Source organism: Shigella dysenteriae, assembly GCF_022354085.1.
Lineage (GTDB): Bacteria > Pseudomonadota > Gammaproteobacteria > Enterobacterales > Enterobacteriaceae > Escherichia > Escherichia coli.
This window is the reverse complement of record NZ_CP055055.1, coordinates 1,383,669-1,407,220: the sequence shown is the minus strand read 5'-3', so window position 1 is coordinate 1,407,220 and position 23,552 is coordinate 1,383,669. Positions and strand designations below refer to the sequence as shown.

Sequence of the window (23,552 nt, the reverse complement as noted above, 5' to 3'; positions counted from 1 at the left end):
CAATCTATTGAATTGAAACGCTTTCCTTCGTAATTCGCAACTGGAACACGCACGCTATGAGTAAACCCATTGTGATGGAACGCGGTGTTAAATACCGCGATGCCGATAAGATGGCCCTTATCCCGGTTAAAAACCTGGCAACAGAGCGCGAAGCCCTGCTGCGCAAGCCGGAATGGATGAAAATCAAGCTTCCAGCGGACTCTACACGTATCCAGGGCATCAAAGCCGCAATGCGCAAAAATGGCCTGCATTCTGTCTGCGAGGAAGCCTCCTGCCCTAACCTGGCGGAATGCTTCAACCACGGCACAGCAACGTTTATGATCCTCGGCGCTATTTGTACCCGCCGTTGTCCGTTCTGTGACGTTGCCCACGGTCGGCCGGTAGCTCCTGATGCCAATGAGCCAGTGAAAGTGGCGCAGACCATTGCCGATATGGCGCTGCGTTATGTGGTTATCACCTCCGTTGACCGTGATGACCTGCGCGATGGCGGTGCCCAGCACTTTGCGGATTGCATTACTGCCATTCGGGAAAAAAGCCCGCAAATCAAAATTGAAACTCTGGTGCCGGATTTCCGCGGTCGTATGGATCGTGCTCTTGATATTCTGACTGCAACGCCACCAGATGTGTTCAACCATAACCTGGAAAACGTACCGCGTATTTACCGTCAGGTACGGCCTGGTGCAGATTACAACTGGTCGCTGAAGCTGCTGGAACGCTTTAAAGAAGCACATCCGGAAATCCCGACCAAGTCTGGTCTGATGGTGGGACTGGGTGAAACCAATGAAGAAATTATTGAGGTAATGCGCGACCTGCGCCGTCATGGTGTGACGATGTTAACGCTGGGGCAATATTTGCAGCCAAGCCGCCATCACCTGCCGGTTCAACGTTACGTTAGCCCGGATGAGTTCGACGAAATGAAAGCCGAAGCGCTGGCGATGGGCTTTACCCATGCTGCATGCGGTCCGTTTGTCCGCTCTTCTTACCACGCCGATTTGCAGGCGAAAGGGATGGAAGTTAAGTAATCCTGTAATAATTACTTACATCTGTCTGATAAAAAACCCGCTTTTTGAAGCGGGTTTTTTGTATCGAACAAGATATTGAGGGAGCGTCCTGCTCGCCACGTCACTCTTTATGAGAGAGCTTTTCAGCCTGAAGATCAACGTCTGCGCCTTTTTTCGCCGCAGCATCGTCATCATTCATCGCCTTCTTGAACCCTTTAATGGCCGCTCCAAGGTCTCCGCCCAGCGTACGTAACTTCTTAGTCCCAAACAGCAGAACGACCAGCGCCGCAACTACCAGCAGTTTGGTAATACTAATCTCACCCATAGATACCTTCTTGACATATAACCGGCAACAGAACGCGCCTTAAAAACCAGAGAATATTAACGGTCATTCGACGCGCGCACACAATAGCAATCTGTAACAAGGTGAATCAAGCGCCGAGTAAAAAAACATCATAATAATTGCGGCGGCGCAAAGCGACGGTTGTTTAAGACGGGCAGTTGCGCGCGCACCTGACGCACACGTTCGGGCGTCACTTCCGCCATAATGAGTGCAGGCATTTCTGACGCTGCCGCAATGGTGACGCCAAAGGGATCTATAATCCGGCTTTGCCCGATATTTTTGTTCCCGCACTCCCCCGCCGCCACCATATAACAGGTGGTATCCAGCGCACGAGCGGCAAGCAACGTTGACCAGTGATGCTCTTTGAGCGGCCCGCGAACCCAGGCGGCAGGAAGTACCAGGATTTCAGCTCCCTGTAATGCCTGTGCCAACGCCAGCTCTGGAAAGCGTAAGTCATAACAGATCATCAGACCGACCTTCATCCCTTCCACCTCCAGTAACGGAGCGATTTCATTACCAGCATCAACATGGCGTGATTCCTGAATGGCAAATGCATCATAGAGATGCAGTTTGGCATAACGGGCGACGATGTTTCCTGCCTGTAGCGCCACCAGCATATTCCATGCGCGCCCCGGCGTTGAAGGAACATGAATCGTCAGAATTGTCGTCATCATGTTACGTTTACTTTCTCGCCGTAAACGTCCGAGGAATTCGCCTTCCAGCAGCTGTGCTGATTTAACCGATAGATCTGCATCATGATCATCGCGTGCCAGCAATGCTTCCGGCAGGACAAACAGCGATACGTCGTTTTCCGCCGCCTGCGCCATCAACGAGGCACAAATCTCAGCGTTCTTTTCCCACACAGATGTAACAGCAAACTGTCCTGCAGCAACCAGCATTGCCACCTCCTGTCAGAGTCGTAAAATTCGCCAACGACGATTATTCGGCGTTACACTTATCACTCATACAAATCAAATAGCAGGATTTTGCAGTGTTACAACTTCTTTTAGCAGTTTTTATTGGCGGTGGTACAGGAAGCGTGGCGAGATGGCTGTTAAGTATGCGATTTAACCCGCTGCATCAGGCGATTCCGTTGGGGACGCTGGCAGCAAACCTGATTGGGGCATTCATCATAGGAATGGGATTCGCCTGGTTCAGCAGGATGACGAACATTGATCCAGTGTGGAAAGTATTAATCACCACCGGATTTTGTGGCGGTCTTACAACCTTCTCAACATTTTCGGCAGAAGTGGTGTTTTTGTTACAAGAGGGCCGCTTTGGCTGGGCGTTACTGAACGTTTTCGTCAACCTTCTGGGGTCTTTTGCCATGACCGCACTGGCTTTCTGGCTGTTTTCGGCCTCAACCGCACACTAAAGACCAAAAAAAACCCGCTGATTAAGCGGGTTTTGAATTCTTGCTGACGTATCTTACAGAGCGATTACGTTTGCAGCAGAAGGGCCTTTGGCACCGTTAGTGATTTCGAACTCTACGCGCTGACCTTCAGCAAGAGTTTTAAAACCATTAGTCTGGATTGCAGAGAAGTGTACGAACACGTCTTTGCTGCCGTCTTCCGGAGTAATGAAACCGAATCCTTTGGACTCATTAAACCACTTAACGTTACCTTTAATCTTAGACATCAAAATTACCTTTACATGAAAAATAGACACAAATGCTGTGTCGGTTACCAGTACACCAATTGTGGTACGCTTTGTCCAGTGCAACTTTACTAAAAAGTGATAAAAGTCGCGTTATTTTTGATGTTACTTATTTTAGTTATTGATTTTAAAGAAGTTACTAAAACTTCATTTGTCTCAAAACTGAAAGCGCATCCAGGCAAAGTACACATTGCCATTGTTGTAGGTACCCGGAATATAGGTCATCTGAAAAGTCACTGGACCATAACCCACGGAGGCCAATGGCAGTAGAACCGGGAGAGGGATGTAATTCCAGTTATCACGTGCCGTTACGCCAGCGGTGAATCCCAGACCTAAATGAAAATTTTCATCCGCCAGCGGTCGCCAGGTACTTTCCCATCCGTATCCGGCAATCGGTTCCCATTTGTTCCACGAGTCCTTAAATGCCATGGCATACAGGCCATGCCAGTTTCCTTTTTCATCCCAACGCGACAGGCCAAAACCGCCACCCCACGGTCGCTCGTTATAGCGATCGGTTTTTTCTTTGTCGTAAGCGAAACGTGCATGCCAGGTGATGGCAGGAATATATAAATCATAATGTTCAGGCTGTTGCCAGGTTTGTGCAATATTTTCTCTAAACGTTGTCATCCACTCATCTGCGTTAGCAAAAGCTTTACCAACGCTGATTAACTGAATAAAAACAAAGGAAAAGATAGCGACATATTTACTCACGTTCATTTGTGACCATAAAACATTTATCAAAAATCTACTACTAGCATAGCAAAGCTACAATTAACATAACCTTAATAGCCCCAACATAAAGAATAATCTGAATAGCTGCTCTATTTATTTCCGCTTGTTTAAGTTAAATATTTCCGCGCATCGATTAAAGATGATGCGTCGTTTTCTTCGATGGGAATAGTCAAAAAAAAACCAAGTCTTTTTTGATGACAAAATGCAATCAAGGAAATATTTATTTATTTTTTAATGAGATACAACAATCTTCTTAACGAAGAATATATTATATATCGTCAACCCACGCCCATTACAGATTATTTTTTAAGCACACAACCGTAGCTAACACCATTGCTATTAACAAATTTGCATCAATCCTCCATCAATTTACACACATTATTATGTGATAATTGCCAACCGCTAAATATGCGTTTTGTTATCTACGTATAAAAACAGCAACTTCAATGTCTTAATGGCAGTTTTTCTTGATTTTAATCAGCATTCACCGCCAATTTATTGGGCATATTTTTTCCTTAAGCTTTAGGATTTTTTTATTATTTACTTTGGGGCCTGGAGACAGGAAAAATTATGCTGACATTCATTGAACTCCTTATTGGGGTTGTGGTTATTGTGGGTGTAGCTCGCTACATCATTAAAGGGTATTCCGCCACTGGCGTGTTATTTGTCGGTGGCCTGTTATTGCTGATTATTAGTGCCATTATGGGGCACAAAGTGTTACCGTCCAGCCAGGCTTCAACAGGCTACAGCGCCACGGATATCGTTGAATACGTTAAAATATTGCTAATGAGCCGCGGCGGCGACCTCGGCATGATGATTATGATGCTGTGTGGCTTTGCCGCTTACATGACCCATATCGGCGCGAATGATATGGTGGTCAAGCTGGCGTCAAAACCATTGCAGTATATTAACTCCCCCTACCTGCTGATGATTGCCGCCTATTTTGTTGCCTGTCTGATGTCACTGGCCGTCTCTTCCGCAACCGGTCTGGGTGTTTTGCTGATGGCAACCCTGTTTCCGGTGATGGTAAACGTTGGTATCAGTCGTGGGGCAGCAGCTGCCATTTGTGCCTCCCCGGCGGCGATTATTCTCGCACCGACTTCAGGGGATGTGGTGCTGGCGGCGCAAGCTTCCGAAATGTCGCTGATTGACTTCGCCTTCAAAACGACGCTGCCTATCTCAATTGCTGCAATTATCGGCATGGCGATCGCCCACTTCTTCTGGCAACGTTATCTGGATAAAAAAGAGCACATCTCTCATGAAATGTTAGATGTCAGTGAAATCACCACCACTGCTCCTGCGTTTTATGCCATTTTGCCGTTCACGCCGATCATCGGTGTACTGATTTTTGACGGTAAATGGGGTCCGCAATTACACATCATCACTATTCTGGTGATTTGTATGCTGATTGCCTCCATTCTGGAGTTCCTCCGCAGCTTTAATACCCAGAAAGTTTTCTCTGGTCTGGAAGTGGCTTATCGCGGGATGGCAGATGCGTTTGCTAACGTGGTGATGCTGCTGGTTGCCGCTGGGGTATTCGCTCAGGGGCTTAGCACCATCGGCTTTATTCAAAGTCTGATTTCTATCGCTACCTCGTTTGGTTCGGCGAGTATCATCCTGATGCTGGTATTGGTGATTCTGACAATGCTGGCGGCAGTCACGACCGGTTCAGGCAATGCGCCGTTTTATGCGTTTGTTGAGATGATCCCGAAACTGGCGCACTCTTCCGGCATTAACCCGGCGTATTTGACTATCCCGATGCTGCAGGCGTCAAACCTCGGTCGTACCCTGTCACCCGTTTCTGGCGTAGTCGTTGCGGTTGCCGGGATGGCGAAAATCTCACCATTTGAAGTCGTAAAACGCACCTCGGTGCCGGTGCTTGTTGGGCTGGTGATTGTTATCGTTGCTACAGAGCTGATGGTGCCAGGAACGGCAGCAGCGGTCACAGGCAAGTAAATAGTCATGCCGGAGGCAGTTTCCTCCGGCTTTATCATGTCACCCACTGTGGTATATGCGTTGCGGTCTGCCAACTTTGCCGTGAACAATTTCAGCAATAATCAGATGGCGGCTGGCGCAATATTCAAGATAACGCCTGGCAGTGGTGCGGCTGATGGTCAGTGCCTGCGCCACCGTTTCTGCCGTATGTTGCACACCAGGCTCTTTGAACAATTTTCGCACCGCGTTTAGCGTCAAGGGGTCAATGCCGGTCGGCAGTTCGTCTTTGGGTTCACCGCGAGCATAGGCATTAAACATCTCATCAATTTGCTTCTGGCTGGCGCTATCAATACTTTCCAGCATATGTTTACGCTGGCGGAAACGGGTTAGCGTTTGCCCCAGCCGTTCATAGGCAATGGGCTTAATGAGATAATCAAATACACCACAACGTACGGCTTCAGACACCGTTTCCATATCGCTGGCTGCAGTAGTAAACACCACGTCGCCGGGATAATGCGCCTGCACCAGTTCATGCAGTAAATTAATCCCTCTACCGTCAGGAAGATAGTTATCGAGCAAGATTAGCCCCGGCTTAAAACGCTCGATCATCATTCGGGCCTGCGCCAGGTTTCCCGCCAGTAATATCTGACTGAATCCGGGAATGTGACGAATATATTCCGCATGCATCTCTGCCAGCGGCGTTTCGTCCTCAACGATCAATAGGGTTAATGGAGCTGTCATTAGGTTTCACTTTCGGAATATAGATTGAAAATAAGGTACCGCAGGGATCATTATCTTCGAGAGTGATAACACCACCGCAGCGCGTTACGTAGCTGGCAATCAAGTACAACCCAATGCCATGTTCACCGGGCTCGTCAGCACGCGTACTGACCCCCTGCTCAAATATTTTGTCTCGTAGAGACTCTGGAACGCCGCAGCCCTGATCGGCGACTTCAATCACCACATCATCGCCTTCATCGCTGAGGAATAATTCAACGATCTTGTTTCCTTCATCGCTACGCAGGCTGGCTTCGAAGGCGTTATCAAGTAAATTGCCAACAATGGCGGCAAACTCGGTGCTATCCAGTCCTGGCGGCAGTTGCGAAAGCTGGCTACCGGGGACGATGATCATTTTTAGCCCCAGTTCGCGGGCGCGCTGCACTTTACCAAAAAGCAGCCCCGCCACCTGGCGATCGGCAAACGCCTCGCGCAGACTGTCAATAAGCTGTTGCTGGGCCTGAGACTCCCCCTGCACCATCGCCAGCACGCGATCATACTCTTTCATCTGCAACAGACCATTGAGCGTCGACATCCAATTGAGATGCTCGTGTCGCAATGTACGGAGGCTCTCGACGTATTGTTTTATTTGCGTCAGTTGCGCATTGAGGGTGGAAATTTCGTCTTTACTACGAAAGCTGATAATGGCCCCCAGCAAATCATCACCTGAACGAATAGCTTCCCGATTGGCAATAACGCTCAGACCGTTAAAGTTAGCTACCACATCCTGACGTTTTTCATCAATCTGTTCGGTAAAGAAATCGGCGGGCCTGACCACTTCAGCAATGGGTTTACCCAACCATTGCCGTCCGGGGGAACTCAGCCCCAGCATCTTTCTTGCGTTACGATTGATGGCGGTAATGTAACCGTGCGGATCCACCGCAATCAGCCCTTCATAAACCGAACTAAACAGCGCCTCTTGCTGACGGACCACGCGTGCGATTTGCTTTGGCTCCATGCCCATCATCTGCCGACGGATATGCGCGGCCAGGAACCACGACAGCAACATCAGAATCCCTAACAGCACGACAAACACACCTGCCATCGGTAATAAAAACTCAGCCCGCCAGCTATCGATTTTACTCACCAGGTAGCCAATCGACACCACGCCGATGACTTTTCCATCGTCATCAAAGATTGGCGTTTTGGCGCGCATCGCCATACCCATTGACCCTTTCCCGGTAATGAAGTAGCTCTCCCCTTTCTCCAGCGCGCCCTGTTTGGTGAACTGCATAGGATAACCAATTTTCTCCGGATTAGGATGGTAAAGGCGGATCGAGTGCCGGTCGCCAATCACCACATAATCAAAATCGGTATCTCTTTGTAATTTGTTAGCGATGGTCGCCAGCCGTTTGTAGTCACGCGTTTTCACCGCAGAGATGACACTGTCATTGGAGGCAATAATTTTCGCCTGATTCATTGCCATGTCGCGTACATGAAGCGTTAAATAGTCCTCAAAACTGGCCGTAAAATATTGCGCCAGGGCTGCAATGACAAATATTGAGAACACCAGAATCAGCAAAAAGATACGCAGCGGAAATGCCAGTCTTTGGAAAAATGCAAACTGTTTATTCTCGTTAAGCTGCAACATTGTTTTCCTTGCGGGTTGTCCCGAGCCTCTTTGACGGATGTAATTAAAATGTTGAATCAAAATACATAGATATTAATTATGATCGTGGCAAATTTTATTCATTAAATCAATTAAATCAATTAAACCTGCGAGTCATTTCGTAATTACATTAATTAAAAAACTTAAAACCATTAAATAAATAAAAAACCACTAACTCTATGTGAAATAAATCAAAATTTCACGCCAAAATACTCCTTAGGATGTATAGCGAAAGGAGAAAAAGATATACCTCGATCACCCCCCTTTCTCCCAAGTGAAAATAAAAGGTTATCAGTTTGCAACATTGAACAACATTCGTTGCAAATCGATAACAACATGTACCTTCAGGATACTATTTATTATGTTCGGCAATGATATTTTCACCCGCGTAAAACGTTCAGAAAATAAAAAAATGGCGGAAATCGCCCAATTCCTGCATGAAAATGATTTGAGCGTTGACACCACAGTCGAAGTATTTATTACCGTAACCCGCGATGAAAAGCTTATCGCGTGCGGTGGAATTGCCGGAAATATTATTAAATGCGTTGCTATCAGTGAATCCGTTCGCGGTGAAGGACTGGCGCTGACATTAGCCACTGAACTGATAAACCTCGCCTATGAGCGGCACAGCACGCATCTGTTTATTTATACCAAAACCGAATACGAGGCGCTGTTCCGCCAGTGCGGTTTTTCCACGTTGACCAGCGTACCAGGCGTGATGGTGCTGATGGAAAACAGCGCCACGCGATTGAAACGCTATGCCGAATCGCTGAAAAAATTTCGTCATCCCGGGAACAAGATTGGCTGCATTGTGATGAACGCCAATCCCTTTACGAATGGTCACCGTTATCTGATTCAACAAGCTGCGGCACAGTGCGACTGGTTGCATCTGTTTTTAGTCAAAGAAGATTCTTCACGCTTCCCCTATGAAGACCGGCTGGATCTGGTGTTAAAAGGCACCGCCGATATTCCACGCCTGACTGTGCATCGCGGCTCCGAATACATCATCTCCCGCGCTACGTTCCCTTGCTACTTCATTAAAGAACAGAGCGTCATTAACCATTGTTACACCGAAATTGATTTGAAGATTTTCCGTCAGTACCTCGCTCCCGCGCTGGGTGTAACTCACCGCTTTGTCGGTACTGAACCCTTTTGTCGCGTTACCGCCCAGTACAACCAGGATATGCGCTACTGGCTGGAAACGCCGACTATCTCCGCACCGCCCATCGAACTGGTTGAAATTGAGCGGCTGCGTTACCAGGAGATGCCGATATCCGCTTCCCGGGTACGTCAACTGCTGGCGAAAAACGATCTCACGGCTATCGCGCCGCTGGTCCCTGCAGTCACGCTGCATTATTTGCAGAACCTGCTTGAGCACTCCCGCCAGGACGCGGCAGCTCGTCAAAAGACCCCCGCATGAGAAACAGGTGAAAAATGAAAATAAACCAGCCCGCCGTTGCAGGCACCCTTGAGTCTGGGGATGTGATGATACGCATCGCCCCACTCGATACGCAGGATATCGACCTGCAAATCAATAGCAGCGTTGAGAAACAGTTTGGCGATGCAATTCGCACCACCATTCTGGACGTTCTCGCCCGCTACAACGTGCGCGGCGTACAGCTGAATGTCGATGACAAAGGCGCACTGGACTGCATTTTACGTGCACGACTGGAAGCCCTGCTGGCACGCGCCAGCGGTATCCCGGCTCTGCCATGGGAGGATTGCCAATGATTTCCGCTTCGCTGCAACAACGTAAAACTCGCACCCGCCGCAGCATGTTGTTTGTGCCTGGTGCCAATGCCGCGATGGTCAGCAACTCCTTCATCTACCCGGCTGATGCCCTGATGTTTGACCTCGAAGACTCCGTAGCATTGCGTGAAAAAGACACCGCCCGCCGCATGGTTTACCACGCGCTGCAACATCCGCTGTATCGCGATATTGAAACCATTGTGCGTGTCAACGCGCTGGATTCCGAATGGGGTGTTAACGACCTGGAAGCCGTCGTTCGCGGTGGTGCGGACGTTGTGCGTCTGCCGAAAACCGATACCGCTCAGGATGTTCTGGATATCGAAAAAGAGATCCTGCGTATCGAAAAAGCCTGTGGTCGTGAACCCGGCAGCACCGGCCTGCTGGCGGCGATTGAATCTCCGCTGGGGATTACCCGCGCAGTGGAAATCGCTCACGCTTCCGAGCGTTTGATCGGTATCGCCCTCGGTGCAGAAGACTATGTGCGCAACCTGCGTACAGAACGCTCCCCGGAAGGAACTGAACTGCTGTTCGCACGCTGTTCCATTTTGCAGGCCGCGCGCTCTGCGGGTATTCAGGCGTTCGATACCGTCTATTCCGACGCTAACAACGAAGCCGGATTCCTGCAAGAAGCCGCCCACATCAAACAGCTGGGCTTTGACGGCAAATCGCTGATCAACCCGCGTCAGATTGATCTGCTGCACAACCTCTACGCACCGACCCAGAAAGAAGTGGATCACGCCCGCCGCGTCGTAGAAGCCGCTGAAGCCGCCGCTCGCGAAGGCCTCGGCGTGGTTTCCCTGAACGGCAAGATGGTGGACGGTCCGGTTATCGATCGCGCCCGTCTGGTGCTCTCCCGTGCAGAACTTTCCGGCATTCGCGAAGAATAAGGCAATCAAAATGACGCAGAAAATTGAACAATCTCAACGACAAGAACGGGTAGCGGCCTGGAATCGTCGCGCTGAATGCGATCTTGCCGCTTTCCAGAACTCGCCAAAGCAAACCTACCAGGCTGAAAAAGCGCGCGATCGCAAACTGTGCGCCAACCTGGAAGAAGCGATTCGTCGCTCTGGTTTACAGGACGGCATGACGGTTTCCTTCCATCACGCTTTCCGTGGCGGTGACCTGACCGTCAATATGGTGATGGACGTCATCGCGAAGATGGGCTTTAAAAACCTGACCCTGGCGTCCAGCTCCCTGAGTGATTGCCATGCGCCGCTGGTAGAACACATTCGCCAGGGCGTGGTTACCCGCATTTATACCTCCGGCCTGCGTGGTCCACTGGCGGAAGAGATCTCCCGTGGTCTGCTGGCAGAACCGGTGCAGATCCACTCTCACGGCGGTCGTGTGCATCTGGTACAGAGCGGCGAACTGAATATCGACGTGGCTTTCCTCGGCGTCCCGTCATGTGATGAATTCGGTAATGCCAACGGCTACACCGGTAAAGCCTGCTGCGGCTCCCTCGGCTATGCAATGGTTGATGCCGACAACGCAAAACAGGTCGTGATGCTTACCGAAGAACTGCTGCCTTATCCGCATAATCCGGCAAGCATTGAGCAAGATCAGGTTGATCTGATCGTCAAAGTTGATCGCGTTGGCGATGCTGCAAAAATCGGCGCTGGTGCGACCCGTATGACCACTAACCCGCGCGAACTGCTTATTGCCCGTAGCGCTGCGGATGTGATTGTCAACTCTGGCTACTTCAAAGAAGGTTTCTCTATGCAAACCGGTACCGGTGGCGCATCGCTGGCGGTAACCCGTTTCCTGGAAGACAAAATGCGTAGCCGCGATATTCGCGCCGACTTCGCCCTCGGCGGTATTACCGCGACGATGGTTGATCTGCACGAAAAAGGTCTGATCCGCAAACTGCTGGATGTGCAGAGCTTTGACAGCCACGCTGCGCAATCGCTGGCCCGTAACCCCAATCACATCGAAATCAGCGCCAACCAGTACGCTAACTGGGGTTCGAAAGGCGCATCGGTTGATCGTCTCGACGTGGTGGTACTGAGCGCGCTGGAAATTGACACCCAGTTCAACGTTAACGTGCTGACCGGCTCTGACGGCGTACTGCGTGGTGCTTCCGGTGGTCACTGCGATACCGCGATTGCCTCTGCGCTTTCCATCATCGTCGCGCCGCTGGTACGCGGTCGTATTCCGACTCTGGTGGATAACGTGCTGACCTGCATCACCCCAGGCTCCAGTGTCGATATTCTGGTCACAGACCACGGTATCGCAGTTAACCCGGCACGTCCGGAACTGGCAGAACGTCTGCAGGAATCGGGCATTAAAGTGGTTTCCATTGAGTGGCTGCGCGAACGTGCGCGTCTGCTGACCGGTGAACCACAGCCGATTGAATTCACCGACCGCGTCGTTGCCGTTGTGCGTTACCGCGATGGCTCGGTGATCGATGTTGTGCATCAGGTGAAGGAATAAGCCATGCTCCTGCTTCCTGAACTCGCCAGCCACCATGCGGTGTCAATTCCCGAGCTGCTCGTCAGCCGGGATGAAAGGCAAGCACGGCAACACGCCTGGCTCAAGCGCCATCCTTTTCCACTGGTCTCCTTTACCGTGGTTGCGCCTGGGCCGATTAAAGACAGCGAGGTCACACGCCGAATTTTTAATCATGGCGTGACCGCCTTGTGTGCCTTAGCCGCAAAACAGGGCTGGCAAATTCAGGAGCAGGCTGCACTGGTTTCCGCCAGCGGGCCGGAGGGCATGTTAAGCATTGCCGCCCCGGCTCGCGACCTCAAGCTCGCCACCATTGAGCTTGAACATAGTCATCCTCTCGGGCGGTTATGGGATATCGATGTCCTGACGCCCGAAGGCGAAATTCTCTCCCGCCGCGACTATTCACTGCCGCCTCGCCGCTGCCTGTTGTGCGCGCAAAGCGCAGCTGTTTGCGCGCGTGGAAAAACCCATCAACTGACCGATTTACTCAACCGCATGGAGGCACTGCTGAACGATGTCGATGCCTGCAACGTCAACTAAAACCACAAAGCTTGCGACGTCATTAATCGATGAGTACGCCCTGCTGGGCTGGCGCGCCATGCTGACTGAAGTCAATCTGTCACCGAAACCAGGCCTCGTGGATCGCATTAACTGCGGTGCGCACAAAGATATGGCGCTGGAAGATTTCCACCGCAGCGCGCTGGCGATTCAGGGCTGGTTACCCCGTTTCATTGAATTTGGTGCCTGTAGTGCAGAAATGGCACCGGAAGCGGTACTCCACGGATTACGCCCAATTGGTATGGCTTGCGAAGGTGATATGTTCCGCGCCACTGCGGGCGTAAACACGCATAAAGGCAGCATTTTTTCTTTAGGGCTGCTATGTGCGGCAATTGGCCGTTTGCTTCAGCTCAACCAGCCGGTAACGCCAACAACCGTTTGTTCTACGGCGGCAAGTTTCTGCCGTGGCCTGACCGATCGCGAACTGCGTAGCAATAATTCACAACTGACGGCAGGTCAACGGTTGTACCAGCAGCTTGGCCTTACCGGCGCACGCGGTGAAGCCGAAGCGGGTTATCCACTGGTGATCAACCACGCCTTGCCGCATTACCTCACTCTGCTGGATCAGGGGTTAGATCCTGAACTGGCATTGCTCGATACCTTGCTCCTACTGATGGCGATCAACGGCGATACCAACGTTGCATCGCGCGGTGGCGAGGGGGGCCTGCGCTGGCTACAGCGCGAGGCGCAAACATTATTGCAAAAAGGGGGCATTCGAACCCCCGCCGATCTCGATTATCTCCGGCAGTTCGACAGGGAGTGTATCGAACGAAATCTCAGTCCAGGCGGCAGTGCCGACCTGCTGATCCTTACCTGGTTTTTAGCACAGATTTAATTATTTAAGCACTTGATAAATTTTGAAATATTAATTTTCGGAGAACCCGTATGTCTTTAGCAAAAGATAATATATGGAAACTATTGGCCCCACTGGTGGTGATGGGCGTCATGTTTCTTATCCCTGTCCCCGACGGTATGCCGCCGCAGGCATGGCATTACTTCGCTGTGTTTGTGGCAATGATTGTCGGCATGATCCTCGAGCCAATTCCGGCAACAGCGATCAGTTTTATTGCGGTTACTATTTGCGTTATTGGCAGTAATTACCTGCTCTTTGATGCCAAAGAATTAGCTGACCCAGCGTTTAATGCGCAAAAACAGGCGCTGAAATGGGGTCTGGCTGGTTTTTCCAGCACCACGGTATGGCTGGTATTTGGCGCATTTATTTTTGCATTAGGGTATGAAGTTTCCGGGTTAGGTCGTCGCATTGCCCTTTTCCTGGTGAAATTCATGGGCAAACGCACGCTGACGTTGGGTTATGCGATTGTCATTATCGACATTCTGCTGGCACCGTTTACACCGTCCAACACCGCGCGTACCGGGGGTACGGTTTTTCCGGTCATTAAAAACCTGCCGCCGCTGTTTAAATCATTCCCGAACGATCCGTCCGCGCGTCGTATTGGCGGCTATTTGATGTGGATGATGGTCATTAGTACCAGTCTGAGTTCGTCCATGTTTGTCACCGGTGCGGCACCAAACGTGCTGGGTCTGGAGTTCGTCAGCAAAATTGCCGGTATCCAGATTAGCTGGTTGCAGTGGTTCCTCTGCTTCCTGCCGGTTGGGGTTATCTTGCTTATCATTGCGCCGTGGCTTTCCTACGTGCTGTACAAACCGGAAATCACACACAGTGAAGAAGTGGCAACCTGGGCGGGTGATGAACTAAAAACCATGGGTGCGCTGACACGCAGAGAGTGGACGCTGATTGGCCTTGTATTGCTCAGCTTAGGTTTGTGGGTATTTGGCAGTGAAGTCATTAATGCTACTGCGGTTGGTCTGCTGGCAGTTTCGCTAATGCTGGCCCTGCACGTTGTGCCGTGGAAAGACATTACCCGCTATAACAGCGCATGGAACACGCTGGTCAACCTGGCAACTCTGGTTGTGATGGCTAACGGCCTGACTCGTTCTGGTTTTATTGACTGGTTCGCCGGTACCATGAGTACGCACCTGGAAGGATTCTCACCAAACGCAACGGTGATTGTACTGGTTCTGGTGTTCTACTTTGCACACTACCTGTTTGCCAGCCTGTCTGCGCACACCGCAACCATGCTGCCGGTTATTCTGGCCGTCGGTAAAGGGATCCCGGGCGTACCAATGGAACAACTGTGTATCCTGCTGGTGCTGTCTATCGGTATCATGGGCTGTCTGACGCCGTATGCAACCGGTCCTGGGGTGATTATTTACGGCTGTGGCTATGTGAAATCAAAAGATTACTGGCGTCTTGGCGCAATCTTCGGGGTGATTTACATCTCTATGTTGCTGTTGGTTGGCTGGCCGATTCTCGCCATGTGGAACTAATACGTTCGCCAAACGCTGAATAAATCATCACGCCCGCCAGGTAAGCCCACCTGGCGGGCTTTTTTATGATTTAATAGATAGTATTCAGTGTATGTATGAGTTCCACACCCATTATGAAAGCATTCTGGCGTAACGCCGCGTTGCTCGCGGTTTCTCTGCTTCCCTTCTCTTCTGCCAACGCCGTAGCGTTGCAGGCAAAACAGTATGGCGATTTTGATCGCTATGTCCTGGCCCTCTCCTGGCAAACCGGATTTTGCCAGAGTCAACACGATCGAAATCGTAACGAACGAGATGAATGTCGCCTGCAAACCGAAACGACCAACAAAGCTGATTTTCTGACCGTACATGGTCTGTGGCCAGGATTGCCTAAATCGGTCGCTGCCCGTGGTGTTGATGAACGCCGCTGGATGCGCTTCGGTTGCGCTACTCGCCCAATCCCGAATCTACCAGAAGCGCGCGCCAGCCGGATGTGTTCATCGCCGGAAACCGGATTATCACTGGAAACGGCCGCTAAACTAAGTGAAGTCATGCCTGGAGCTGGCGGACGTTCCTGCCTGGAACGCTACGAATATGCCAAACACGGTGCCTGCTTTGGTTTTGATCCGGACGCATACTTCGGTACGATGGTACGCCTGAATCAAGAAATAAAAGAGAGCGAAGCCGGAAAATTCCTTGCGGATAATTACGGTAAAACAGTGAACCGCCGTGACTTTGACGCCGCCTTTGCCAAAAGCTGGGGAAAAGAGAACGTGAAAGCAGTTAAGCTAACGTGCCAGGGTAACCCTGCGTATTTGACTGAAATTCAGATCTCGATCAAAGCTGACGCCATCAACGCTCCGCTTTCTGCAAACTCATTCTTGCCACAACCTCACCCAGGCAACTGTGGCAAAACCTTTGTGATTGATAAAGCGGGTTATTAATCCTCTGATTTACAAAACACGCTAATTCGTCTTCCATAACCATGACGATTAAGAATTATACATAATGCGCTGCATTGAGGAATTCCCTGAATGTGACGCAAATCACTTCAAAGAGTGAGCAACAGTCAGTATCATCATGTGAGTTAAACCCTCGCCGCCTGACGGTGAGGGTTTTCTTTTGGGTATGTTTATCTGCGACACTCGCAGTACCGACGACATGGAGTAAAAATGTCCAGACCAACTATCATCATTAACGACCTGGATGCCGAACGCATCGATATTCTGCTGGAGCAACCCGCCTATGCTGGTTTGCCAATCGCCGACGCGTTAAACGCAGAGTTGGATCGCGCCCAAATGTGTTCGCCAGAAGAGATGCCACACGACGTGGTGACAATGAACAGCCGGGTTAAATTCCGCAATCTTAGCGATGGCGAAGTGCGTGTGCGCACGCTGGTGTATCCGGCAAAAATGACCGATAGCAATACTCAGCTTTCCGTTATGGCTCCGGTAGGTGCCGCACTGCTGGGGCTGCGCGTTGGCGATTCCATTCACTGGGAACTTCCGGGCGGCGTTGCAACCCACCTTGAAGTGCTGGAACTCGAATACCAGCCAGAAGCTGCTGGCGACTATCTGCTTTAATCCCATCTGCACAAGCGATAACTCGCTTTGCCCAGAGGATGCACTCGCATCCTCTTTACGCAAAATCAGCAATTTTTCCTGGTTCTCACTGTTCACTTTTGCTGCAAAATTATTCCGTTTCGTTTGTGGGAATAACCATGGCAGAAGCATTTTACATCCTGATAGGATTTCTGATTATGGCGGCGATTATCGTCATGGCTGTCCTTTACCTCGAAAACCACTCCTGACGATCATATTGTTCCCCCCGGCATCGCATTCACCAGACCTGAAACCGCCTTCTGCGCCGCCTCTGCGCTTTGTGCACCGGGTACCAGAATCACCTTACGGCACTCCTCTTCACGTTTTTCGAAAATCTCATATCCCCGGGCGGCCTCTTCAAACGGCATATAGTGGGTAACAATTTCTTCTGGTTTCAGTAATCCTTTCTCAATTAACGGTAATAATTCTCCCAGCCATGCGTGAACGTGGGTCTGTCCCATTTTAAACGTCAACCCTTTATCAAAGGCGTCGCCAAACAGGAAACCGTGAATAAATCCAGCGTAGACGCCCGGTACGCTAACAATGCCGCCACGCCTGACCGCCGCAATACACTGGCGCAACGCTTTACCGCTGCTGCCCTCCAGTTTCAGGTTAGTCAGCACCGTTTCCGTGGTGCTGCCTTTCGCTTCAAAACCGACGGCGTCTATTACTGCATCCACGCCCCGGTGACCTGCCGTTTGTTCAATAATTGACTGTGCCGGATCGCTATCTTCATCGAAATTAATCGGGATCGCGCCGTAGCGGTCAGCGGCGAAACGCAAGCGGTAGGGATGATGATCAACAACAAAAATCTGTTCCGCACCGAGCAACCGTGCACAGGCGATTGTCAACAATCCCACAGGACCGGCACCATAGACAGCAACGCTTGAACCTTGTTGGATCTGCGCATTTTTTGCTGCCTGCCATGCCGTTGGCAGAATATCAGAAAGGAAAAGGGCTTTATCATCTGAAAGCAAAGGCGGTACTTTAAACGGCCCCACATTCCCTTTAGGGACGCGGATATATTCCGCCTGCCCACCAGGAACGCCGCCATACAGGTGACTATAACCAAACAATGCCGCGGGTGCTGGTATCTGTTTTTTATTGAGCGCAGCGCCTTTACCCGCATTGGTATTTTCGCAGGCGGCATATTGCTGTAATCGACAGAAAAAACAGTCGCCACAAGCAATGACGAACGGAATTACCACCCGGTCGCCTTTTTGCAAATTTTTACGTCCTTCCCGGTTTCAACGACTTCCCCCATAAATTCATGACCAAAAATATCGCCATGTTTAACCTGGGGTATTTTGCCTCGATAAAGATGGAGGTCAGAGCCACAGATCGCCGTTGCCGTAATACGCAGAATAATATCATCTGCCTGTTCAATGCCCGGATCGGGAACATTTTCTACCTGAACGTGATGTGGGCCGTGATAAGTCAATGCCTTCATGCAACCTCCAGAGACAGTTCAAAAAAGAGTCAGTCTTTAAGGGTAGCTATCACAGCGGGAAAACGGGCGGTACCGCAGGTTTTGGGAGAATTCCTGGTGTTCAGTGAGAATATATTAATCACAGAAACCGTTCGTAAGGAAAAAGAACCAGACAAATATCAGGGATAAATATTATAATCATGGCGAATGATTTGTTCATGATTAACAGGGAGAAAGGGTTATGTATAAGACAATCATTATGCCAGTTGATGTATTTGAAATGGAATTGAGCGACAAAGCTGTTCGCCACGCTGAATTCCTCGCTCAGGATGACGGAGTTATTCATCTACTTCACGTACTACCCGGGTCAGCCAGCCTGAGCCTGCACCGTTTTGCCGCTGATGTGCGTCGTTTTGAAGAGCATCTGCAACATGAAGCAGAAGAACGTCTGCAAACGATGGTCAGCCACTTCACCATCGATCCTTCCCGCATTAAACAACATGTCCGTTTTGGTAGCGTGCGGGATGAAGTCAATGAGTTGGCAGAAGAACTGGGGGCTGATGTTGTAGTTATCGGTTCTCGCAACCCATCGATTTCGACCCATCTGTTAGGTTCTAACGCCTCGAGCGTGATCCGCCACGCCAATCTGCCGGTGCTGGTTGTGCGTTAATTGCCAGAATAAGTCTCCAGCCCTGCCCGGAGGCATCCCGGCAGGGCTTTTTAATGCCATAAAAAAGCCGCCAGGTTTGACCCCGGCGGCTAAGCAATTGCAGGTGAATCTTACTTCTTCTTATGCAGTTTTGGTGCGAATCAGGTAGTCAAAAGCACTCAGAGAGGCTTTGGCACCTTCGCCAGTGGCGATGATGATCTGCTTGTACGGAACCGTCGTACAGTCACCCGCTGCGAACACGCCTTTGACGTTGGTTTCGCATTTCGCATCAATGATAATCTCGCCCATGCGGTTACGTTCGACTGCGCCTTCCAGCCAGTTGGTGTTCGGCAGCAGACCAATCTGGACAAAAATACCGGCCAGTTCGATGTTGTGAATATCGCCGCTGACACGATCTCGATATTCCAGACCAACGACTTTGCTGCCGTCGCCTTTCACTTCCGTGGTTTGCGCATTCAGAATAATGTCGACGTTTTTCAGGCTGCGCAGTTTGTCCTGCAGAACCTGGTCGGCTTTCATTTCTGGCGCAAATTCCAGCAGCGTTACGTGCTCAACGATACCCGCCAGGTCGATTGCCGCTTCCACGCCGGAGTTACCGCCGCCGATAACCGCTACGCGTTTGCCTTTAAACAGCGGGCCGTCGCAGTGCGGGCAGTAGGTCACGCCTTTAGTGCGATACTGATCTTCGCCCGGAACGTTCATGTTGCGCCATTTTGCACCCGTCGCCACGATAATGCTGCGTGCTTTCAGTACCGCGCCAGAAGCTGTTTCAATCTGGTGTAGACCACCTTCAACCGCTGCCGGGATCAGTTTGCTGGCGCTCTGGCTGTCGATCACATCAACGTCGTATTCATCAACGTGAACTTTCAGTGCGCCTGCCAACTTCTGCCCTTCAGTCTTCGGTACAGAAATGTAGTTTTCGATATCAACGGTATCGAGGATCTGACCACCAAAACGTTCGCCCATCAGACCAGTACGGATGCCTTTACGTGCGGAGTAAATTGCTGCCGCTGCACCCGCCGGGCCGGAACCAACGATTAATACGTCATAAGCATCACGCTTGTTCAGCTCTTCTGCCGCACGTTTTTCCGCGCCAGTATCAATTTTGGCAACGATTTCAGTCAACGTCATGCGGCCCTGACCAAACTCTTTCCCGTTTACGAACACTGCCGGAACGCCCATCACGTTGCGATCGGTGATTTCGTTCTGGAAGGTGCCGCCGTCAATTGCAGTGTGCTTGATGCGCGGGTTCAATACGCTCATCAGGTTCAGCGCCTGCACCACGTCCGGGCAGTTATGGCAAGAGAGCGAGTAATAGGTTTCGAATTCAAAATCACCGTCAATATGGCGAATCTGCTCCAGCAGAGACTGCGCTTCTTTCGACGGATGACCACCGGTCCACAGTAACGCCAGTACCAGCGAGGTGAACTCGTGGCCCAGCGGGGAGCCTGCAAAACGTGGCCCCTGGTTGGAACCTGGGTTGGTGATCAGGAAAGACGGCTTACGCACCGGCAAGCTGTTATCTTCTTTAAAGGTGACTTTGTCTGACAGTTCTGCGATTTCAGCCAACAGTTCCTTGATTTCTGCCGATTTAGCGCTGTCATCCAGCGTGGCAATTAACTCAACAGGCTTGGTCAATTTCTCAAGGTAAGCCTTGAGTTGAGTTTTCATATTTGTGTCGAGCATGTTTATCTCCTGGGCTTTAAACATCATCATGCAAGCGGCCTCTGCGGCTACCTGGATGCAGCTTGCATCATGGTGCGGGGAAGAAAATCGGGTGCCGCAGCACCCGATTAATTACGCGATTGCGGAACTTAGATTTTACCAACCAGGTCCAGAGACGGAGCCAGAGTTGCTTCACCTTCTTTCCATTTAGCCGGGCAAACTTCACCTGGGTGAGAAGCTACGTACTGTGCTGCTTTGATTTTACGCAGCAGGTCAGACGCGTCACGGCCAATGCCTTCAGCGGTAACTTCGATTGCCTGGATGATACCCTGCGGGTCAACAACGAAGGTCGCACGGTCAGCCAGACCTTCATCTTCACGCATGTTGTCGAAGTTACGGGTCAGGGCGCCAGTCGGGTCGCCGATCATCGCATATTTGATTTTAGCGATGGTTTCAGAGCTGCTGTGCCATGCTTTGTGGGTGAAGTGAGTATCGGTAGATACTGCGTATACGTCTACGCCCAGTTTCTGCAGTTCTTCGTAGTGGTCAGCAACGTCACCCAGTTCGGTCGGGCATACGAAAGTAAAGTCAGCCGGGTAGAAGAAGAAGACGCTCCAGCGGCCTTCGGTATCTTTTTCGGTGATTTCGATGAATTCGCCGTTTTTGAATGCCTGGTTTTTAAAAGGTTTAATTTTGGTGTTAATCAAGGACATCTATACTTCCTCCGTGTTTTCGATGAGATGTAAGGTAACCAATTTTTGCCGATTCGGCTAATGCGTTTCCATTATCAAATCGATAAGTTTTACCTTACAACCTTCGTAAGACAACTTTGTGAACTTTGCACCGCCAGCGGCGATAAAAAGTAAAATGGCCCCCTTTCCAGGTGACCGTGTAATCTGAACTACCCTTTGGTATCTTCAGCGCCTGCCTGCAGGCTGAGGTGTTGCCCTTACAAATGCAACAACGACATGGATTACAACACCCTCATAAACAAAGGGCAATCACCTGATCTAAGCTCTTACCTATGACAATGATAGGTTATGCCTTTTACTCGACTTTTGCACTGACTGAAAAGGACAAATTAATGTTAAAAAAGATACTTTTACTGGCTCTGCTTCCTGCAATCGCCTTCGCAGAGGAACTTCCTGCTCCAGTAAAAGCGATTGAAAAACAGGGTATTACGATCATCAAAACGTTCGATGCCCCCGGAGGAATGAAAGGTTATCTCGGAAAGTATCAGGATATGGGCGTCACCATCTACCTGACTCCAGATGGTAAGCACGCTATCTCTGGTTACATGTACAACGAGAAAGGTGAAAACCTGAGTAACACACTTATCGAAAAAGAAATTTACGCACCAGCCGGACGCGAAATGTGGCAACGGATGGAACAATCCCACTGGCTCCTCGACGGTAAAAAAGACGCGCCGGTCATTGTCTACGTCTTCGCCGATCCGTTCTGCCCATATTGTAAACAGTTCTGGCAGCAGGCGCGCCCGTGGGTAGATTCTGGCAAAGTACAGTTGAGAACATTGTTGGTTGGGGTTATCAAACCAGAAAGTCCGGCGACAGCCGCGGCAATTCTTGCCTCCAAAGATCCCGCAAAAACCTGGCAAGAATATGAAGCCTCTGGTGGCAAGCTTAAGCTAAACGTGCCTGCAAACGTAAGTACAGAGCAAATGAAAGTGTTAAGCGACAACGAGAAACTCATGGACGATCTGGGGGCAAATGTCACTCCGGCTATCTATTACATGAGTAAGGAAAATACGCTGCAACAGGCCGTGGGGTTGCCCGATCAGAAAACGCTTAATATCATTATGGGAAATAAATAAAAGGTAATTCATGGATGGTTGAACTATATCCCTGCTTTTCAACCATCCTAAAAAAGCATGAATTGCTCGCTCTACCCTAAGTGGCTGTGCTATTTTAGAAAAACTTAATCCTGAGTTAAGCAAAAAAACATAATCAATAAAAATATATACGCAAAAAACATTGATTAAGTGAATATATCATGGAAGAAAAATATAACCGGAGTAGTGTATGACCAATCTCTACGACTTGAAAAAGTTCGACTTAAATCTTCTTGTCATATTTGAGTGTATTTACCAGCATTTAAGCATTAGCAAAGCTGCTGAATCACTATATATCACCCCATCAGCTGTGAGCCAGTCGTTACAACGCTTACGTGCGCAATTTAATGACCCTTTATTCATTCGCTCAGGAAAAGGTATCGCGCCGACGACAACAGGGTTAAATCTGCATCACCATCTTGAGAAAAATCTCAGAGGCCTTGAACAAACAATTAATATAGTCAATAAGTCCGAACTAAAGAAAAACTTTATTATTCACGGCCCTCAGCTCATTTCTTGCTCTAATAATAGTATGCTGATCCGCTGCCTACGGCAAGATTCCTCTGTCGAGATTGAGTGCCATGATATCCTCATGTCAGCAGAGAATGCTGAAGAACTGTTGGTTCACCGCAAAGCCGATCTGGTGATCACCCAAATGCCAGTGATCAGCCGTTCCGTCATTTGCATGCCATTGCATACGATTCGCAATACTCTAATTTGTAGTAATAGGCATCCACGAATTACTGACAATAGCACTTATGAACAAATTATGGCAGAAGAGTTCACCCAATTAATATCTAAATCAGCAGCGGTTGATGATATTCAAATGGAAATAGACGAGAGATTTATGAATCGCAAAATTTCATTTCGTGGTTCCTCTTTGCTGACAATCATTAATAGCATTGCAGTTACAGATTTACTGGGAATAGTCCCCTATGAACTTTATAACTCCCACCGTGACTTTCTTAATTTAAAAGAGATAAAACTAGAACATCCGTTACCTTCAATAAAGCTTTACATTTCCTATAATAAATCTTCTTTAAACAATCTGGTGTTCTCCCGATTTATTGACCGTCTAAATGAGTGTTTTTGATATATAACCTCAGACAGCGACTATAACTTTCACCTATTTATTCACAGCGCGAATGAAAAATAAAACACTCTGCTTTTCAGTGTTTACTTTATAATTAACAGTCTTATCTCACTGA

24 protein-coding genes and 1 pseudogene are annotated in these 23,552 nt (G+C 49.7%); 16 read left to right on the top strand and 9 right to left on the bottom strand.

The annotated features are described in order from the left end of the window. Positions 1 to 56: 56 nt before the first annotated feature. A complete protein-coding gene (gene lipA, locus HUZ68_RS06555) occupies positions 57 to 1,022 on the top strand; it encodes a lipoyl synthase (protein ID WP_239594077.1) in 966 nt (321 codons plus the stop codon). Positions 1,023 to 1,122: 100 nt separating this feature from the next. Here lipA and tatE read toward each other — a convergent pair whose 3' ends face one another. Both tatE and HUZ68_RS06545 read right to left on the bottom strand, forming a co-directional pair. Further along, entirely contained in the window at positions 1,123 to 1,326 is a 204-nt protein-coding gene (tatE, locus tag HUZ68_RS06550) for a twin-arginine translocase subunit TatE (protein ID WP_000503931.1), read from the bottom strand. Between the two features lie 128 nt (positions 1,327 to 1,454). Continuing rightward, positions 1,455 to 2,243 (bottom strand): deaminated glutathione amidase, encoded by a 789-nt coding sequence (locus HUZ68_RS06545; RefSeq protein WP_033815513.1) that lies wholly within the window; start codon positions 2,241 to 2,243, stop codon positions 1,455 to 1,457. Between the two features lie 92 nt (positions 2,244 to 2,335). Here HUZ68_RS06545 and crcB point away from each other — a divergent pair, with 92 nt between their 5' ends. After that, positions 2,336 to 2,719, top strand: coding sequence for a fluoride efflux transporter CrcB (gene crcB / locus HUZ68_RS06540; RefSeq protein WP_000939738.1), 384 nt, complete (start codon positions 2,336 to 2,338; stop codon positions 2,717 to 2,719). Positions 2,720 to 2,772: 53 nt separating this feature from the next. On the opposite strand, the gene cspE is transcribed toward crcB, so the two are convergent. Continuing rightward, entirely contained in the window at positions 2,773 to 2,982 is a 210-nt protein-coding gene (gene cspE, locus HUZ68_RS06535; RefSeq protein WP_000034825.1) for a transcription antiterminator/RNA stability regulator CspE, read from the bottom strand. Positions 2,983 to 3,156: 174 nt separating this feature from the next. Next, a complete protein-coding gene (gene pagP, locus HUZ68_RS06530; RefSeq protein WP_001307667.1) occupies positions 3,157 to 3,717 on the bottom strand; it encodes a lipid IV(A) palmitoyltransferase PagP in 561 nt (186 codons plus the stop codon). Between the two features lie 585 nt (positions 3,718 to 4,302). Between pagP and dcuC the strand changes: the two genes are divergently transcribed. Then, complete coding sequence (gene dcuC, locus HUZ68_RS06525; RefSeq protein ID WP_000955063.1) at positions 4,303 to 5,688, top strand: anaerobic C4-dicarboxylate transporter DcuC; 1,386 nt, start codon at positions 4,303 to 4,305, stop codon at positions 5,686 to 5,688. Between the two features lie 39 nt (positions 5,689 to 5,727). On the opposite strand, the gene dpiA is transcribed toward dcuC, so the two are convergent. Both dpiA and dpiB read right to left on the bottom strand, forming a co-directional pair. Then, positions 5,728 to 6,408, bottom strand: a complete 681-nt coding sequence (dpiA, locus tag HUZ68_RS06520) for a two-component response regulator DpiA (RefSeq protein ID WP_000126500.1) — start codon at positions 6,406 to 6,408, stop codon at positions 5,728 to 5,730. Then, positions 6,377 to 8,035: a sensor histidine kinase DpiB gene (dpiB, locus tag HUZ68_RS06515; protein ID WP_000939766.1), complete on the bottom strand. Its 1,659-nt coding sequence runs from the start codon at positions 8,033 to 8,035 to the stop codon at positions 6,377 to 6,379. Before dpiB ends, dpiA begins: the two co-directional genes overlap by 32 nt. A 379-nt stretch (positions 8,036 to 8,414) precedes the next feature. Here dpiB and citC point away from each other — a divergent pair, with 379 nt between their 5' ends. The 10 genes from citC (at position 8,415) to yldA (ending at position 16,940) form a co-directional block, all read left to right on the top strand. Continuing rightward, positions 8,415 to 9,473 carry a [citrate (pro-3S)-lyase] ligase gene (gene citC, locus HUZ68_RS06510; RefSeq protein ID WP_000467705.1) on the top strand — a complete coding sequence of 353 codons (1,059 nt, stop codon included), beginning with the start codon at positions 8,415 to 8,417 and terminating at the stop codon, positions 9,471 to 9,473. Positions 9,474 to 9,487: 14 nt separating this feature from the next. Further along, positions 9,488 to 9,784 carry a citrate lyase acyl carrier protein gene (gene citD / locus HUZ68_RS06505; protein WP_000700703.1) on the top strand — a complete coding sequence of 99 codons (297 nt, stop codon included), beginning with the start codon at positions 9,488 to 9,490 and terminating at the stop codon, positions 9,782 to 9,784. Further along, complete coding sequence (gene citE, locus HUZ68_RS06500) at positions 9,781 to 10,689, top strand: citrate (pro-3S)-lyase subunit beta (RefSeq protein ID WP_000622357.1); 909 nt, start codon at positions 9,781 to 9,783, stop codon at positions 10,687 to 10,689. Before citD ends, citE begins: the two co-directional genes overlap by 4 nt. A gap of 10 nt (positions 10,690 to 10,699) precedes the next feature. Then, positions 10,700 to 12,232 (top strand): citrate lyase subunit alpha, encoded by a 1,533-nt coding sequence (citF, locus tag HUZ68_RS06495; RefSeq protein WP_112925325.1) that lies wholly within the window; start codon positions 10,700 to 10,702, stop codon positions 12,230 to 12,232. Between the two features lie 3 nt (positions 12,233 to 12,235). Further along, complete coding sequence (citX, locus tag HUZ68_RS06490) at positions 12,236 to 12,787, top strand: citrate lyase holo-[acyl-carrier protein] synthase (protein ID WP_032280480.1); 552 nt, start codon at positions 12,236 to 12,238, stop codon at positions 12,785 to 12,787. Further along, entirely contained in the window at positions 12,762 to 13,640 is an 879-nt protein-coding gene (gene citG / locus HUZ68_RS06485; protein WP_033815511.1) for a triphosphoribosyl-dephospho-CoA synthase CitG, read from the top strand. The genes citX and citG overlap by 26 nt, the downstream gene beginning before the upstream one ends. A gap of 50 nt (positions 13,641 to 13,690) precedes the next feature. Continuing rightward, entirely contained in the window at positions 13,691 to 15,154 is a 1,464-nt protein-coding gene (gene citT, locus HUZ68_RS06480) for a citrate/succinate antiporter CitT (RefSeq protein ID WP_000050323.1), read from the top strand. 113 nt (positions 15,155 to 15,267) lie between these two features. Beyond that, a complete protein-coding gene (rna, locus tag HUZ68_RS06475; protein ID WP_033815510.1) occupies positions 15,268 to 16,074 on the top strand; it encodes a ribonuclease I in 807 nt (268 codons plus the stop codon). 228 nt (positions 16,075 to 16,302) lie between these two features. Beyond that, positions 16,303 to 16,713: a nucleoside diphosphate kinase regulator gene (rnk, locus tag HUZ68_RS06470; protein ID WP_000089731.1), complete on the top strand. Its 411-nt coding sequence runs from the start codon at positions 16,303 to 16,305 to the stop codon at positions 16,711 to 16,713. Positions 16,714 to 16,850: 137 nt separating this feature from the next. After that, on the top strand, positions 16,851 to 16,940 hold the full coding sequence (yldA, locus tag HUZ68_RS24930; RefSeq protein WP_000796528.1) for a small membrane protein YldA: 90 nt from the start codon (positions 16,851 to 16,853) through the stop codon (positions 16,938 to 16,940). Positions 16,941 to 16,943: 3 nt separating this feature from the next. On the opposite strand, the pseudogene HUZ68_RS06465 reads toward yldA, so the two are convergent. After that, a pseudogene (locus tag HUZ68_RS06465) lies at positions 16,944 to 18,181 on the bottom strand (zinc-dependent alcohol dehydrogenase). 220 nt (positions 18,182 to 18,401) lie between these two features. On the opposite strand from HUZ68_RS06465, the gene uspG reads away from it, so the two are divergent. Then, the gene (gene uspG / locus HUZ68_RS06460; RefSeq protein WP_000278505.1) at positions 18,402 to 18,830 is read left to right on the top strand and encodes a universal stress protein UspG; all 429 of its coding nucleotides are present in this window, start codon (positions 18,402 to 18,404) and stop codon (positions 18,828 to 18,830) included. Positions 18,831 to 18,950: 120 nt separating this feature from the next. On the opposite strand, the gene ahpF is transcribed toward uspG, so the two are convergent. After that, the gene (gene ahpF, locus HUZ68_RS06455) at positions 18,951 to 20,516 is read right to left on the bottom strand and encodes an alkyl hydroperoxide reductase subunit F (RefSeq protein WP_000887629.1); all 1,566 of its coding nucleotides are present in this window, start codon (positions 20,514 to 20,516) and stop codon (positions 18,951 to 18,953) included. A 128-nt stretch (positions 20,517 to 20,644) separates the two neighbouring features. Then, a complete protein-coding gene (gene ahpC / locus HUZ68_RS06450) occupies positions 20,645 to 21,208 on the bottom strand; it encodes an alkyl hydroperoxide reductase subunit C (protein ID WP_000052796.1) in 564 nt (187 codons plus the stop codon). 371 nt (positions 21,209 to 21,579) lie between these two features. On the opposite strand from ahpC, the gene dsbG reads away from it, so the two are divergent. Both dsbG and citR read left to right on the top strand, forming a co-directional pair. After that, positions 21,580 to 22,326, top strand: coding sequence for a thiol:disulfide interchange protein DsbG (gene dsbG / locus HUZ68_RS06445; RefSeq protein ID WP_001301891.1), 747 nt, complete (start codon positions 21,580 to 21,582; stop codon positions 22,324 to 22,326). 208 nt (positions 22,327 to 22,534) lie between these two features. Continuing rightward, entirely contained in the window at positions 22,535 to 23,437 is a 903-nt protein-coding gene (gene citR, locus HUZ68_RS06440) for a DNA-binding transcriptional repressor CitR (RefSeq protein ID WP_000183523.1), read from the top strand. Positions 23,438 to 23,552 lie beyond the last annotated feature (115 nt).

What these genes read in the sequence shown, in the direction of transcription:
- lipA (WP_239594077.1), top strand. Translation starts at nt 57, where the DNA reads ATGAGTAAACCCATTGTGATGGAACGCGGTGTTAAATACCGCGATGCC.
- tatE (WP_000503931.1), bottom strand. Translation starts at nt 1,326, where the DNA reads ATGGGTGAGATTAGTATTACCAAACTGCTGGTAGTTGCGGCGCTGGTC.
- HUZ68_RS06545 (WP_033815513.1), bottom strand. Translation starts at nt 2,243, where the DNA reads ATGCTGGTTGCTGCAGGACAGTTTGCTGTTACATCTGTGTGGGAAAAG.
- cspE (WP_000034825.1), bottom strand. Translation starts at nt 2,982, where the DNA reads ATGTCTAAGATTAAAGGTAACGTTAAGTGGTTTAATGAGTCCAAAGGA.
- pagP (WP_001307667.1), bottom strand. Translation starts at nt 3,717, where the DNA reads ATGAACGTGAGTAAATATGTCGCTATCTTTTCCTTTGTTTTTATTCAG.
- dcuC (WP_000955063.1), top strand. Translation starts at nt 4,303, where the DNA reads ATGCTGACATTCATTGAACTCCTTATTGGGGTTGTGGTTATTGTGGGT.
- dpiA (WP_000126500.1), bottom strand. Translation starts at nt 6,408, where the DNA reads ATGACAGCTCCATTAACCCTATTGATCGTTGAGGACGAAACGCCGCTG.
- dpiB (WP_000939766.1), bottom strand. Translation starts at nt 8,035, where the DNA reads ATGTTGCAGCTTAACGAGAATAAACAGTTTGCATTTTTCCAAAGACTG.
- citC (WP_000467705.1), top strand. Translation starts at nt 8,415, where the DNA reads ATGTTCGGCAATGATATTTTCACCCGCGTAAAACGTTCAGAAAATAAA.
- citD (WP_000700703.1), top strand. Translation starts at nt 9,488, where the DNA reads ATGAAAATAAACCAGCCCGCCGTTGCAGGCACCCTTGAGTCTGGGGAT.
- citE (WP_000622357.1), top strand. Translation starts at nt 9,781, where the DNA reads ATGATTTCCGCTTCGCTGCAACAACGTAAAACTCGCACCCGCCGCAGC.
- citF (WP_112925325.1), top strand. Translation starts at nt 10,700, where the DNA reads ATGACGCAGAAAATTGAACAATCTCAACGACAAGAACGGGTAGCGGCC.
- citX (WP_032280480.1), top strand. Translation starts at nt 12,236, where the DNA reads ATGCTCCTGCTTCCTGAACTCGCCAGCCACCATGCGGTGTCAATTCCC.
- citG (WP_033815511.1), top strand. Translation starts at nt 12,762, where the DNA reads ATGTCGATGCCTGCAACGTCAACTAAAACCACAAAGCTTGCGACGTCA.
- citT (WP_000050323.1), top strand. Translation starts at nt 13,691, where the DNA reads ATGTCTTTAGCAAAAGATAATATATGGAAACTATTGGCCCCACTGGTG.
- rna (WP_033815510.1), top strand. Translation starts at nt 15,268, where the DNA reads ATGAAAGCATTCTGGCGTAACGCCGCGTTGCTCGCGGTTTCTCTGCTT.
- rnk (WP_000089731.1), top strand. Translation starts at nt 16,303, where the DNA reads ATGTCCAGACCAACTATCATCATTAACGACCTGGATGCCGAACGCATC.
- yldA (WP_000796528.1), top strand. Translation starts at nt 16,851, where the DNA reads ATGGCAGAAGCATTTTACATCCTGATAGGATTTCTGATTATGGCGGCG.
- uspG (WP_000278505.1), top strand. Translation starts at nt 18,402, where the DNA reads ATGTATAAGACAATCATTATGCCAGTTGATGTATTTGAAATGGAATTG.
- ahpF (WP_000887629.1), bottom strand. Translation starts at nt 20,516, where the DNA reads ATGCTCGACACAAATATGAAAACTCAACTCAAGGCTTACCTTGAGAAA.
- ahpC (WP_000052796.1), bottom strand. Translation starts at nt 21,208, where the DNA reads ATGTCCTTGATTAACACCAAAATTAAACCTTTTAAAAACCAGGCATTC.
- dsbG (WP_001301891.1), top strand. Translation starts at nt 21,580, where the DNA reads ATGTTAAAAAAGATACTTTTACTGGCTCTGCTTCCTGCAATCGCCTTC.
- citR (WP_000183523.1), top strand. Translation starts at nt 22,535, where the DNA reads ATGACCAATCTCTACGACTTGAAAAAGTTCGACTTAAATCTTCTTGTC.